Here is a 13,963-nt window from a genome sequence, read left to right as displayed (position 1 = left end):
CCGGCGGCGGTTCAGGCGCGGGCCCTGCGCCCGGCCAGCGCCGCCAGGGCCCCGACCACGACGAGACCGCCGAGCGCGGCGCCCTTGTTCCGCACGAACGTGCTGAAGGCGCTGAAATGGCGGCCGCGCTGGCGCCCCTCGACCGCGCCGTCGTCGCCCGCCGGGCGATGGAGGTTGCCGGCCCGTTCGGGCACCGGCACCTCGCGGTCCACGAGCTTGTCGGCCATCGTCGCCGCAATCTTGTCGAACAGGTGGGGAAAGGCGACCGACCCCAGGATCTGCAGCTTGCCGGCCCCGCCCACGACCACGTCGCGCCGCGAGTGCTGCGCGGCATCGACGATCGCGCGCGCCACGACTTCGGGCGCATAGACGGGGTTCGGCAGGCGCGCCCGGTACCCGGTCGTGTTGCGCGCATGTTGCGGGAACGGGGTGCCGATCGCGCTCGGCTGGATCAGGGTGACCGAAATCGGTTCCTCGTTCATCTGCAGTTCGATGCGGAAGGAATCGGTAAAGCCCTTCACCGCGTGCTTCGACGCGTTGTACGAAGCCAGGATCGGACCCGGCAAGTCCGAGTTGATCGAGCCGACGTTGATGATCGCACCGCCTTCGCCGGCATCGCGGAAATGGCGCGCCGCGATCGTCGATCCATGGACGACGCCCCAGTAATTGGTCTCGAAGATCTTGCGATGGTCTTCCATCTCGAGGTCGAGGACCTGGGCATAGACGCCGACCCCGGCATTGTTCACCCAGGTATCGATCCGGCCGAAGCGTTCGACGGCCTTGTCGGCCAGGCGCTGCATGTCGCCTTCGTCGCCCACGTCCACGACCGCGTAGTCGGCCGTTCCGCCGCGCGCCTCGATCTCGCGGCAGACCTCCTTCAGCGCATCTTCGTCGCGGGCCGCGAGCATGACCCTTGCCCCCCGCGCGGCCGCCATCTCGGCAGTGCAGAGGCCGTGGCCGGACGTGGCCCCGGTGATGACCATGACCTGGTCCTCGATCGGCTTGAGTTCGGGCGTTCGTTTCAACATCGCTACCTCGCATCGTTGCGCGTTACGGCGAATCTACGATGCGGCCGGGGCGCATGTTCCGCGAAACCGGCCCGGCCGCCCCGGCGCGCGGCAGGGCGCCCCTAGATCACGGCCAGCTGACGGTTGGTCAGCGTGCCGCCGTACTGCCGCTGCAGCCGCACCTTGCGTTCGAGGTCGTCGATGATCGCGCCGCTGAAATCGACGCCACTCAGATCCTCCATGAAGCTGACCCCGCCCGGGGTATCGACGTTCAGTTCCATCATCTTGTCGCCCGCGACGTCGAGCCCGGCGAGGTACATCCCGTCGTCGATCAGCTTGGGGCCGACGATCTCGGCGATCGTCAGGGCATCCTCGTCCGGCGCCATCATCTCCACGCTGCCGCCGGCGGAAATGTTGGAACGGTGGTCGTCGGTCTCGCTGAAGCGGCGCAGGCAGGCATATGTGCCATCGACCTTCAGCGGGCGGCCGTTGAGCGTGATCATCCGCAGGTCGCCGTCCTTGGCCGCCGGCAGGTATTCCTGCACGATCGCGTAGCCGTCGCGGGTCACCGCCTCGGTGATCTGGCTGAGGTTGTGGCCGCTCTTCTTGTCGATCATGAACACGCCCTGCCCGCCGGAGCCTTGCAGCGGCTTGATCACCCCGCGCCCGTCGTGGGCGTCGAGGAACCGGCGCACTTCGTCCAGTTCGCGGGTGATCGTCGTCTGCGGGCGGACGCTTTCGGGAAAGCCCTGGAAATAGGTCTTGTTGACCGCGTCGGTCAGGTGGCGCGGATCGTTGAGCACGATCGTCGGGCCGAGCGAGGCGAGCTGGGCGAACAGGAGGCTCGAGGCCGGGGCCCAGGCGCGCGAGGTCAGCTCCTCCGCCGGGTCGCTGCGCAGCATCAGGATGTCGTAATCGCCGAGGCGGATCCGGGTGCGTTCGCGCTCCGGGTCCTGCAAGTGGGCGAGGTAGGTCGTGTCGTCCTTGAACTTGGCCACCTTGCTCAGGGTCGCCATCGCGCAGATGCCTTCCTCCCAGTCGTAGATGAAGTCGCCCAGCCCGATCAGCGCGACCTCGTGCCCGCGCGCGACCGCCCGGCGGGCGAGCCGGATCGTCGTGTAGTTGTCCTGTTCGGTCGCGACATCGTTGACCACGAAGGCGAGCTTGATCGTAGGCGTCGTCATTGCGGCGGGTTTTCCTGGTACAGTTGATGAAGTTCGAGAGAGCGGGCCTGCGCCAGCCGGCGGCGAGGGGCGTCGTCGGTGGCGACCGAGGGCAGGAGCGCCGGGGGGCGGACGACGCCGTCCGCCATCAGTTTTTCGAGGCTGGGCAGCTGGTGGAGCGCGAACTTGCCAAGAAAGAGGATCGCGAAATCGCCACCGCGCCGGAGATAGGCGAGCAGTTCGGCCAGCCCCTTGAGGTAGAGCGCGTCCTTGGTCAGCCCGCCGCCGCGCTTGGCACGCACGGTCGTGTCGAAGGCGTCGGCCGGCTCGATCCCGTGCTCTTCCACCAGGCAGGCGTAGATTTCCGGGCCCATGGCCTCTTCCACCGCCATGTGCGCCGCGACCACCCGCGCGGCGAGGATCCGCAACCGGTCGGCCGGCAGGTATCCGGCGAGATATTCGCCGAGAACCGCCAGGCCTTCCTGCAGGACGTCGTAATCAGCGAGCCCGCCCGCCAGCGTCCGCAGCGGCTGGTGCGCGCCGTTGTGACGGGTCACGGCATGGGTGCCGATCTCGTGCGCGAGCAGCGGCCGGACCCGGTGGCGCGAGGTGCGGTAATCGAAGGCGACGTGGAAATCGCCGTTATCGACGTACATCGAGGTTCCCGGGGTCGGATCGACGATCACCTCGCAGCGGAAGTCGGGTGCCGCCTGCCGGTAGTGCGCGACCGTGGCGCGCGCCTCGCGGCAGACCGTCTCGACATCGGTATCCTCGGCATCCTTGGGCAGGATCGGGACGGCATCGAGCAGGTCGAGCGCGGTCGTCAGCAGCCGTTCGCTGACCGGGCCGAACAGGTCGATGCTGGCCAGGATGAAACCCGCCTTGTCGCGCATCCGCACCAGCTCGATCTGGCGGTCCAGCTCGCGCTGCTTTTCCAGCAGGAGCGCCTCGATCCGCGGGTCGTCGATCTCGCGCACGGGCAGCGCGAACAGCTGCTCGCGCAGCGAAGGGGCCTCGTCCTCCAGCCCGTCGCTGAAACGGCTGTCGGGCATTGTCCTGAACCCCGAGGCGACGAACCCTTCCCAGATCTCGTCCACGTTCACCGGGGTCAGGCGCTGCAGCCAGTCGATCCGGCGGTCCATCGCCGCCAGCGCGCGATCGACCTCGCGCGTCGCGCCGCAGACCGCCCCGCCCCGGCCCTCGCCCGCGTCGGCCGGGGAGCAGTCACCTGCCGCCCGCTGCATCACGCCGAAGGCCGGCCGGGATGGTCGGCCAGCCAGTCCCGCGCGCGCGCCACCGCCGCCTGGAACCCCTCGCGCAGGTCCTGCAGGGCCAGGACGTCCGCCGTCCCGTCCCATTCGTCCATGAACATCTTCTTGTATTCGAGCGTGATCACGCAGGCCCTGTCGCCGTACGTCGCGTGGAGCCATTCGGGGAAATGGCCGCCGTCTTCCCAGCGCACGTTGGTCCGCACGTCGGGCGTGCGCCCGGCGACCGGGCGCGAACGCAGCGCCGCGGCGAAGGCATCGTGCAGGCCGCCGAAGACCTCGCGATCGAGGGTCGTGGCGCCCAGGTCGATATCGGGGTTTTCCGCCGGGTCGGCCGGCGCGCCGTCGGGGCCCGAGCGGCGATGGTTGTAGCTGTGCAGGTCGAGCACGAGGATCCGGCCGTGCTGCGCGATCATCGCCTCGACCCGCTCGGCGATCAGCGCGTAGAACTCGCGGTGCAGCGCGCGCGATTCCTCGCGCAGCGCCTCGGGCAGGTCGCTCGACCAGACCTTGAGGCCCCAGGTATCCTCCGGATCGACGGTCACCGCCTTTTCGACCGGGCGATTGAGATCGAACTCGAAACGCGACCGGTTGCCGCGGACGATCGTGTCGCCGGCGGGCAGGAGGAGATCGGTCAGCGGGTCTTCCTCGCGCAGACGCTCTTCCTCCGCGATCGCGAGCCAGGGGCGCAGCTCCGGGCGGATCGTGTGGCCGGCATGGATCGCGGTGACCATCACCGGGCCGGGCTGGATCACGAGGTCCCAGGGCGGCGTTTCGACCGCCGGGGCTTCGGCGCCCTTCCCGGCGCCGCCGGTGTCGCTATCGGGCTTGCGGTCGGCGGAAGGTTCGATGTCGTGCTGGTACATGCCCAACGAACGGGACGGGCCCCAACCTGTTCCGGCACCCGGCACCCGGCACCCGGCCACGGCACCCGGCGGGAACGGATCGCGCGCGGCGATCTTGATGAAGGCGATGGCGGATTTCGCAGCTGTCCCCAGCCAATGGCCCGGCGACCGGCCCGATCACCGGCCCGATCACCGGCCGCACGCGCGGCCCGGCGGGAATGCCGGCGCGCCGGGCCCGGCATGACGCCCCCCTCGGCCCGGTCTTGGACCGTGCGCGATGCCGCGCGCACCTCGCTCCAGTCCGCGGCGGCGGGCGGCGCGACCTGGCTCGTCATGACCCGGCTCGCGCTGCCGCACGAATCCTGGGCCATCATCTCCGCGCTCTACGTCGTCAGCCAGAGCACCGACGGCACGTGGCGTTCGGCCATTGCGCGGGTCGCCGGGACGCTGGCCGGCACGGCGATCGGGGCTGCCAGCGTCTGGCTGCTGGGCGGCGAGGACACGACCGCGCTTCGCGTCGCCCTCGCCGCGCTGGCCGCCAGCGCGATGACCAGCTTCCGCCCCGGCTGGCGCTTCGGCATCGTCGCGGCCACGATCGTCGCCCTCGAACAGGGCGAAGTGGCGGCCGGCGGCACGCTGGACCGCGTGCTCGCGATCCTCGTCGGAACGACGACCGGGCTGCTGGCGGCGTTCCTCGTCTGGCCCGAGAGCGCGGTCCGGCGCGCGCGCCGGGCGATCGCGCAGGCTCTGCGATCGTGCAACGAACTGCTCGACGCGGGGCTCGACATCGCGATGGGCGCGCACGGCGAACTGGCCGACATCCACCGCCGTTTCCTGCGCCAGGCCGCGATCGCGCGGGCCGCCGCGGGCAGCGTCCGCCGCGGCGGCCAGCGCCGGGCCCTGTGCCGCCAGGTCGAGACGCTCGAACGGCTCTGGCACATGCTGATCGTGATCGATCGGCTGGCGACGCAGGACTGGGGCCTCGCCGCCGAGCGATCGGAGCAGTTGTCGCGCGTGCTGCCCGCCGTGCGCCGGCAGGCTGCCCAGGCGCTCGACGACATGCAGGACCCGTCGAAAACGGCCCCCGACCTCGACGCTCTCGACCACAGCGTCGAGGAGATCGCCCGGCTCGCGCGCGGCGACGGCGGCGGGCGCGAGGACGGCGGCGATCCGTCCGCCCTCGGCGCGCTGGCCTTCGCGCTGGTCGAAACGTGCAAGCACTTGCGCGAACTGCACGCGTTGAGGACGCCGGGCGAGAACCGGCCCCGCGCCGGCGGCGGGAGCGGCGCGGACTAGTCGGCGGCCTCGCCCCCGGCATCCACCGGCAGGATCGCCACCGGGTAGGCCCGCTCGCTGCGGAAGATCCGCTCCGCCAGCGCCGAGACGTCGTCGGCGGTCATCTCGCGGTAGGCCTGCTCGCGCGCGCGGAACCTGGCGAGGCCGACCCCGTCGGTCTGCGCATCGCCGAGGACGTTCATCCAGTACGCGTTGTGCTGCAGCGAACTGGCCAGGTCCTCGATCAGCGGCTGGATCGCGCGCTTGAACTCATCCGCCTCGACCCCCTCGGCGGCAAGCCGCGCGCCCACTTTCTCGGTCTCTGCGATCACGTCGAACGCGGCATCGGGCGCGGTCGTGACATGGGCGAAGATGTAACCGTATCCCTCCGCCTCGTCGCTCGCTTCCACGCCGACGCCGGGCGAATAGGTGCTGCCCAGTTCCTCGCGCAGGACGTCGGTCAGGCGGTTGCGCAGGATGCTGCGAAGCGCCTCGAGCCGGTAGACGGTGACCGGGTCGAACCCGTCGGGGCCGGGCCAGTAGACGCGGGCGAGCGCCTGGTCGGCAACGCCGGAATGGCGCAGCACGACCGGTTCGGCCGGGCGATCGGGGAACGCGAGGTCGCGCGCGCCGGGATAGTCGCCGGGCCGGTCCGCGCGTTCGGGAAGCGCGCCGAACGTGCGGGCGACCTGGTCGACGACGGCCTGCTTTTCCACGTCGCCCACCACGGTGACTTCGATCAGCCCTTCGCGAAGCTGCGGATCGAGCCATTGCCGCGCCTCTTCGAGCGTCGGGGTCATGAACGATTCGAGGTCGCCGTAGCCGTAGCGCTCGTCTCCCGAGCGGACGAGCCGCGGGATTTCCTTGTTCGCGATCGAGATCGGCGTGGAATCGTGCGTCGGGTACCAGGCCCTGATCTGGTCGCGGTACCGGTCGGCAATGGTCTGGCGATAGGACGGCGCCAGCGCATAGGCGGCCATCAGGTTCATCTGGTCGGCGAGGTCTGCGGCATCGGTCGCGCCGAGGATCTCGATCGCGTCCTCGCCCACGCGCAGCATCGGTCGCGCCCCGAGGCGGCGGCCGGCGAAGATCGTCCGCAGGTCTTCGCTCGTATGCGGCCCGACGCCGCTGCGCCCGAGCAGGTTCACGGCCAGCCGCCGCAGCCCCTCGTCGGCCCCCTGCGGCATCGAGAAGAACCCGTCGCCGACCCTGACCTGGACGTAGATCGTCCCGGCATCGAAATCGGTCTGCTTGAAGTTGAGCCGCACGTTGTTGGCGAACTTCACCAGGTGCGCGTCGGCATCCTTGACATGGCGATCCTCGACCACGGTGCCGGGGCCGCCGAAGTCGGTGAAGGCGAAATCGCCGATCTCGCGTTCGGCCGGGGCGCTGACCGGCAGCGTCCGCGCCTGCGCGAGCGCCTGCGAGACCTGCGCCTCGACATCGTCCAGCTCGAGCGCGGTCGAAAGGTAGATCGCGGGCTTGTCGTAAGCGCGCCATGCCCGGCGGAAGGCGGCCTCGACATCGGCCGGAGTCAGGCCCTCGGCAAACGTCTCGAACGCGGCGAGGTTCGCCTGGGGCGAGGTGAACACGCGCTCGCTGTCGAAGGCATCGACCAGCGCCTTAGCATGGTTGTACCCGCGCGAGGCATAGGTCTTGCGCGTGTCCGCCCGCTCGACCGCGGTTTCGAGGCTGCGCCGCCGGCGGGCCAGCTGCTCGTCCAGTTCCGCCTGCGTGAAGCCGAATTCCAGCGCGCGGCGGATCTCCACGTCGGCGGCGGCAAGGCTTTCCTGCCACTTGCCCTCCTCGCTGCGGACGCGCACCGCGACCCCGTCGACGATGTCGCGCTGCGAATAGCTGGCGAGCGAGCCTGCAAGGAACGGCGCCTCGCCTTCATCGACCATCCGGCTGAGCCGGCGCGAGACGATGCTGTTGCCGAGGTCGCGCAGGAAATTGGCCCGCCGCCGCGCGAGCGTGTCGGGCCCCTGTTCGTAGGGGTATAGCGAGGCGAGCGTGACGTAAGTCAGCACCTCCGGGTCCTGGTAGTATCCGATCCGGCCCGGCTCGATCGTCGCGGGGACCAGCGGCCGCGCGCTCCCGGCCGGCGGCGCCGGGCGCCAGTCGCCGAAATGGCTTTCGATCTTCGCGATCGCGACCGCCGGATCGACGTCGCCGACGAAGACGATGAAGGTGTTCTCCGGCCGGTAGTAATCGCGGTAGAAGCGGACGAACTCCTCGCGCGGCATCGAGGCGATCGTCTCGTCCACGCCGATCGGCAGCCGATCGACCCGCCCGCTGCCGTGGGTGAAGAAGGCCAGGTTGTCGACCGCGGAGCGGAAGCCGACCGAATCGCGCGCGCTTTTCTCCGACGCGATCACGCCGCGTTCGCGTTCGATCGCCTCGGCATCGAGCAGGAGGTTGCTCGCGGTCTCGCGCATCAGGAAGAAGGCTTCCTCGATCACCTCGTCGCTCACCGTCGGCAGGTTCAGCTTGTAGACCGTCTGGTCGAAGCCGGTGCTGGCATTGGTATCGGCGCCGAACGCCAGACCGTGCCGTTCCAGCCGCTTGACCATTTCCCCCTCGGGCACGTTGCGCGACCCGTTGAACGCCATGTGTTCCAGGAAATGGGCGATGCCGCGCTGTTCCTCGGTCTCGTTCCAGGAACCGGTGTCGATCCGCATCCGCAGCGCGGCCACGCCCTTGGGCGTCTGGTTGCGCATCACGGCATAGCGCAGCCCGTTGTCGAGCCGGCCGTAGATGACCCGGGGATCGGCCTCGAGGTCGCTCGCCTGCTGCGGGAATGCGGCCTCGGCCCCGGTCGGGGCGGCCTGCTGCTGTTCGCGCGCGCCGGCGGCCCCGGCGGTGAGGGTGAGCGCCGCCGCGGCGATCGCGAGGGCGGATGCGGTCTTGCGAAGCTTGCTGTTCACGGGTGAATTTTCCTTCAGATGTGGTCGCGGCCCGCCCGAGGGCGGGCCGGCAGGGGCCAGGCGGCTCAGAAGCGCGCCCGGATCCCCGCGGTGATCGTCCTGCCCCCGGTGAACTGGAAGCTGTCGGGGTAGAAGAAGTCGGCCGAACCGTCGTTGAACTGCGAGCTGATCGCGCTGCGCAGGCTGGGTTCGTCGGCATCGCGCAGCAGGTCGTCGCCCTGCAGGTAGACGGTCAGCCCGCCGAACGAGACCGGGATGTCGTAGCTGAGCCGGAGGTCCAGCGTCGCGTAGTCCGGCTCGATCGTGTCGAGACCGTGCACCTCGAACGACTTCACCGAGGCATCCTGGTAGGTATAGATCAGGCGCCCCTCGAACCCGCCGCTCTGGTAATTGAGCGACGCGTTGTAGACCCAGGCCGCCTGGTCGGCGAGCGCGCGGTCGATCGAGAAGGTTTCCGATTCCCCGGCATCGTTGCGGCCGAGGACCAGCGTCGGGAAATCGCCCTTGGTATAGGTCAGGTTGCCCAGGACGCCGAAGTTGCCGAGGAAACCGGGCAGGAAATCGAGCTGCCGGATAAGCTCGAGCTCGAAACCGTAGATCTTGCCACCTTCGCCGTTCTGCGGGCGATTGCGCAGGAACTGCGTATCGTCGTTGAACGCGACCAGTTCGGGCCGGGCGGTCGCGAGATCGCCGAAATAGTCGAGCACTTCCTGGCGAACGCTGGTGTCGTCGGCGTCGTTGAAATAGACATTGGTGAAGTTGTTGGAAGTCTTCTTGTAGAAGACGCCCGCCCGCACCAGGCCCGGCGTGTCGCGGAAATAGTACGCGACATCGAATTCGTAGTTGTCGGTCTTCGTCGGCTTGAGATCGGGATTCGCCTCGCGCAGGATGACCCGGTTCTGCGTCGGCCGCAGGTCGATATAGATCGCGCGCGGCCGCCGGATCAGGCGCAGGCTGGGGTTCACCGTGGTCTTGTTGTAGCTGAGCCGCGCGACGATATTGTCCGCCGGGCGATAGTTCAGCAGGGCGCTGGGGGTCCAGGTGGTCTGCGTACCCGCGAGTTCGCTGAACTCGACCAGGCCGGCTCCGACGAAAGTATCGCGCGGCTCCACCACGTTGTCCGCCGTGCGGACGGACGGCGCCGAAAGCGTGGTGCCCGAACGGCGGACGCGTTCCATCCGCACGCCGCCGATCAGGTCGAACCGGCCGAACTCCACCTTGCCTTCGACATAGGCGGCGAGGCGCTCCTCCTCCGTCCGCGCGGGCGTCAGCGCGTCGGGATTGAGGATCGGGTCGAGATCGCGGGTATCGGTATAGTTGAACCGCGCCTCGTCGAACGGGGTCGAGGGATCGTCCTGCGCCAGGCTGGGCAGGACCTCGAAGATCCGGTCGACCGAGCTGCCGAGCAGGAAGGGCAGCGTCAGCCCGCCGGCGCCGATGTCGCCGAGGGCGAGGTTGCCCGCCAGCCCGGACCCGAAGTAATCGATTCCCGTCTCCTTGCCGAAGATGCGGTAATAGCTCTCGATCGAGGCCAGGCTGCCGACCGAGGTGCTGGCGAACAGGTCGTCGGCGCTCTTGCGCGAGCTGCTGTCGTACTTCGCGCCGACCTCGATATAGTCGAGGATGCCCGACTGGGAGAGATAGCGCGCACTGCCTTCGAGCAGGTAGGATTCGGTCGGGCTGTTGGTGATCGTCCGCGTGGCGGAGGTCAGGTTGTACTCGCCCGGCGCGTTGAGCAGCTCGCTCCCGAACGCGGTCAGCGACGGCACGGGCAGGCCGTTGGGCAGGAAGACGAACGCACCGTCGACATAGCGCGACCCGCCCGCGCCGTCGGGATGGATCACCGCGCTATCGGGGTCGATGATCAGGTCGAGATCGGTCTGGGTATTGCCCAGCGCGCTGAGATTGGCGTTGTTCGATTTCGACCGGGCGAAGGCGTAGCCGGCCTTGTACCGGAAATCCCACCGGTCGAGCTGGGTCGTGCCGCGCAGGCTCAGCGTGTTCTGGGTCGTGCGGATATCCTTGCGGTTCAGCGCGAGGTTCGGGCGCAGCGATGCGAGCACCTGGCGGCGGCGCACTTCGCCGCCGAGTTCCTCGATCGGCATGTCCACCGCCGTGGCAAGGAACGAGGCGGTCGTGCGCGCGATATCGGTGAGCTGGTCCACCTGGATCCGCTGCGCGTCGAAGCGCAGCGTGGTCGTGTCGCTCACCTCCCAGGCCGCGTTGAACGAGACGGTGAGGTTGTCCTCCTCGCGCGAGCGGCGCAGGTAGCTGGTGCCGTTGACCAGGCGGCCCGACAGCGCCTCGTCGAAGGGAAACTTCATGCTTTCGGGGACGTAGAAGATGTAATTGTACCCCTCCGGCAGCACGGGGGGCAGGTAATCGCTGACATTGGCGTTGTAGTTGAGCCGGTCGGTCTTGCGATACTGGACGGTCGCGGCCACGCCGAAGCTCGGCGTCAGCTTCTTGGCCAGGACGGCGTTGACCTGGTATTCCTCGCCGAAATCGCGATCGAACCCGGTTTCACCTTCGAGCCCGAGCGAGAACTGGAAATCGCCGTAGTCGAGGCCCGACTTGGTTTCGATTTCCACCAGGCCGCCCGAACCGTTCGCCTCGTGACTGGGCAGGAGCGACTTGTGGATCGTCACCTGCGAGATGTTGTCGGCCAGGAAGCCGCTGAGGTCGATCGTGCGCTCGAACCCGGTGCCCTGCAGCTCCAGCCCGTTGAGCTGGATGTTGATCGCCTCCGAACTGAAGCCGCGAACCGTGATCCGCGACCCCTCGCCGCTGTCGTCGCCGCGGCCGAAGGCCACGCCGGGAACGCGCCGAAGCGCCTCCGAAACCGTCTCCGCCGGGAAGCTGCCGAGCAGGTCGGCGGAAACGACGGTCGAGTTGTTGGGCGCGTTCAGCTGCTGGTTCAGCGCCTTGGCCAGGCTGCCGCGAAAGCCCCGGACCACGATCTGTTCGGCCTCCCGCCCCAGCGCGATCGCGAAGCTGCGGCGCTGGTCCGGGTCCGCCGGCACCATCACCGTCTGCGGCGGCTGGCCGAGATACTCGACCCAGACCTCCCGCTCTCCGCCAGGGACGGCGGGGAAGTGGAAACGCCCGTCCTGGTCGGCAATCGCCTCCAGCGAAGTGCCGACGATGGTCAGCCGCGCGCCGGGAAGCCCGGCGCCCGATGCGGCGTTGATCACGCGCCCGCCGAAGGCGGAGGCGCGGCCCGCGTCACCCTGCCCGGCCGAAGTGCGCGCGGGCACCTGGAGGGCGAAGACGTTGCGCGAGACCTCGCGATGGACCAGCCCCGTCCCGCGCAGCAGCCGCTCCAGCGCCTGCGAGATCGTGAACCGGCCCTTGGCCCCGGCCGACTTGCGACCCTTCACCAGGTCCGGCGCATAGAGGATGTCCGCGCCCGACTGGCTGGCGAACTGCTTCAGCGCGGCGTCCAGCCTCTGCGCCTCGATATCGACGGTCACCGCCGTTTCGGCCGCGACCTCGGCAGTTTCCTGCCCGCTGGCGGGTGCCGCCGTCGCGATCGCCAGTCCTGCTGCGCCCGCCAGCAGAACGCCGTGAATGATCCCCTGTTGCATCGTGTCTTGCCCCCACAGTCTTCACCAGATCGCCGCCCGTTTCGGGTCGGCGAAAGGGTAAGACGCGCCACCGGGCATCTGCCTCAATAAAAACGTCACAAAATGTTGCGGCCGAAGGCGGCCGATACCCGCCCGGAGCCACCAACCCTATCTTTTCGCGGAACTTTCGGGCTGGGCGCGCAGGACGATCGCGCCCTCCTCCTCGTCGACCGAACTCGTGATCGGCAGGGCCACCGACAGCGCCCGTGCAAAGGTTTCGGCCGAGCCGGTCCGGAACGCGCCGCTCACGCGCATGTCGGCCAGCTCGGCATCGCCCAGCGTGATCTTGCGCGCGGTATAGCGATTGAGATCGGCAACGACATCGCCCAGGCGATCGTCGTCGAACACCAGCCGGCCCGATCGCCAGCCGAGCGCCTTGGCCTCGTCCAGCGCGGAGACCTGGAAGGCGGGCGCATCGTCGCGCGAGACGAGCTGCTGGCCGGCCGCGAGCCGCGCCGAACGGACCGCCGGCCCCGGCGCGCCGGGCGGCGCGTCCAGCCGGTCCACCTGCACCGCCCCCTCGATCAGCGACACGACGACTTCCCCCGCCCGCTTGCGGACGGAGAACACGGTGCCCAGCGCAATGACGCGTTCGTCGTCCGCGGTGACGACGAAGGGCCGGCCGGGGTCGCGTTCGACCTCGAACAGGGCCTCTCCGCGCACGAGGCGCAGCGCGCGCCGCTGGGGGCCGAAATCGACTTCGACCAGGGTATCGGTGTTGAGCTCGAGCGTGGACCCGTCGGGCAGGTCGATCCGCGACCGCTCGCCCACCGCGCTGCGATAACGCTGCGCGAACCGGCCCTGTCCCGCGCCGGCCTCGGCCGGGCCGGCGACGGGCGCGTCCGCCGCGGCGACCTGCGCGCCCTCGCGCCCCGCGTCCCGGCCTGTCCAGTACGACAGCGCGGCGAGGCCAACCGCGACCATCAGCGCGATGCTGGCGGCCAGGGGGACCAGCCAGGCCGGCCGGGATCGCTCCGGCTCGGCGGCCAGCGCCTCGAGACGCATCTGCATGATCGCGGGGTCGCCGGCCAGCTCGCCGAGCGCCGACCACTCCCCGGCGTAGCGGGTAAAGGCCGCCTCGTTGCGGCTGTCGGCGTCGCGCCACTCGCAGAACCTGCGCCAGTCCGCGTCGGAGCAGTCTTCCGCCTGCAGCCGGGCAAGCCATTCGGCGGCGCGCTGCTCGGGCGCGGCGCCGTCGGCTCCTTCTTTCGGCTCAGTCGTGACCATCGGTCTTTCCCATACGCTCGACCACGTGCCTGATCGCGGACATCATGTGCTTTTCGACCGAGCTGGCCGAAATGCCCAGACGCCGGGCGATCTCGCGATACTTGTACCCTTCGAAGCGGTGCAGGAGGAATACCGTGCGCGTCCGCTCGGGAAGCTCCTCCAGCGCAGCGCGCAAGGCCCTGACCGCCTGCTTACCCTGTAGGACGCGGTCGGGCGAAAGTTCCTCAACCTGATCTTTGTTGTCCAGCGCATATTGCCGGGTGAAGGCATCGCGGGTCATCGCCCGGCGCGCCCGGTCGCGCAGCAGGTTGGCCGCGACCTGGAACACGTAGGCCTGGGGATTTTCGGGCCGCTTGCCCTCCTCCAGCGTGCAGAGCCGGCAGAAGACCTCCTGCACGTGATCGTCGACTTCCTCCAGCGAATCGAGCCTGCGCGCGAAGAAGGCGCGCAGCGGCAGCCGGTAACTGCGGAAGAGATCCTCGTCCTCCCGGCCCGCCCCGCTGGCCCCGAGCCCGGCATTCACGGGCGCTCCCCCGGTCAATGGCTGTCTCCCGATCCCCGATCCACCGCCAGGGCATAGCGACTGCCGGCACGACAGGGAACCGCCCGATGGGCCGGGATCGTC

General features: G+C 69.3%; 9 protein-coding genes. 1 reads left to right on the top strand and 8 read right to left on the bottom strand.

Annotated features, from left to right (window positions below; all coding sequences use genetic code 11):
- Positions 1-11: 11 nt before the first annotated feature.
- The 4 genes from GRI72_RS01035 to GRI72_RS01020 form a co-directional block, all read right to left on the bottom strand.
- Positions 12-1,025 carry an SDR family oxidoreductase gene (locus tag GRI72_RS01035; RefSeq protein ID WP_237486661.1) on the bottom strand — a complete coding sequence of 338 codons (1,014 nt, stop codon included), beginning with the start codon at positions 1,023-1,025 and terminating at the stop codon, positions 12-14.
- 104 nt (positions 1,026-1,129) lie between these two features.
- Positions 1,130-2,191: an ATP-grasp domain-containing protein gene (locus tag GRI72_RS01030; protein WP_202388872.1), complete on the bottom strand. Its 1,062-nt coding sequence runs from the start codon at positions 2,189-2,191 to the stop codon at positions 1,130-1,132.
- Complete coding sequence (locus tag GRI72_RS01025; protein WP_160732075.1) at positions 2,188-3,414, bottom strand: tyrosine/phenylalanine carboxypeptidase domain-containing protein; 1,227 nt, start codon at positions 3,412-3,414, stop codon at positions 2,188-2,190. Before GRI72_RS01025 ends, GRI72_RS01030 begins: the two co-directional genes overlap by 4 nt.
- Positions 3,414-4,304: an N-formylglutamate amidohydrolase gene (locus tag GRI72_RS01020; RefSeq protein ID WP_160732074.1), complete on the bottom strand. Its 891-nt coding sequence runs from the start codon at positions 4,302-4,304 to the stop codon at positions 3,414-3,416. The genes GRI72_RS01025 and GRI72_RS01020 overlap by 1 nt, the downstream gene beginning before the upstream one ends.
- A gap of 219 nt (positions 4,305-4,523) precedes the next feature.
- Between GRI72_RS01020 and GRI72_RS01015 the strand changes: the two genes are divergently transcribed.
- Complete coding sequence (locus tag GRI72_RS01015) at positions 4,524-5,579, top strand: FUSC family protein (RefSeq protein WP_160732073.1); 1,056 nt, start codon at positions 4,524-4,526, stop codon at positions 5,577-5,579.
- On the opposite strand, the gene GRI72_RS01010 is transcribed toward GRI72_RS01015, so the two are convergent.
- The 4 genes from GRI72_RS01010 to GRI72_RS00995 all read right to left on the bottom strand — a co-directional run bounded on the left by GRI72_RS01010 (position 5,576) and on the right by GRI72_RS00995 (position 13,861).
- On the bottom strand, positions 5,576-8,485 hold the full coding sequence (locus GRI72_RS01010) for an insulinase family protein (protein WP_160732072.1): 2,910 nt from the start codon (positions 8,483-8,485) through the stop codon (positions 5,576-5,578). The genes GRI72_RS01015 and GRI72_RS01010 overlap by 4 nt on opposite strands.
- 65 nt (positions 8,486-8,550) lie before the next feature.
- The gene (locus GRI72_RS01005) at positions 8,551-12,072 is read right to left on the bottom strand and encodes a TonB-dependent receptor (protein WP_160732071.1); all 3,522 of its coding nucleotides are present in this window, start codon (positions 12,070-12,072) and stop codon (positions 8,551-8,553) included.
- Positions 12,073-12,219: 147 nt separating this feature from the next.
- A complete protein-coding gene (locus GRI72_RS01000) occupies positions 12,220-13,338 on the bottom strand; it encodes a FecR family protein (protein ID WP_160732070.1) in 1,119 nt (372 codons plus the stop codon).
- Complete coding sequence (locus tag GRI72_RS00995; RefSeq protein WP_160732069.1) at positions 13,325-13,861, bottom strand: RNA polymerase sigma factor; 537 nt, start codon at positions 13,859-13,861, stop codon at positions 13,325-13,327. The genes GRI72_RS01000 and GRI72_RS00995 overlap by 14 nt, the downstream gene beginning before the upstream one ends.
- Positions 13,862-13,963 lie beyond the last annotated feature (102 nt).

This window comes from Pelagerythrobacter marinus, assembly GCF_009827515.1.
GTDB classification, from domain to species: Bacteria; Pseudomonadota; Alphaproteobacteria; order Sphingomonadales; family Sphingomonadaceae; genus Pelagerythrobacter; species Pelagerythrobacter marinus.
Note: the sequence above shows the minus strand (reverse complement) of the source record. Positions and strands in the feature narration are given on the sequence as shown.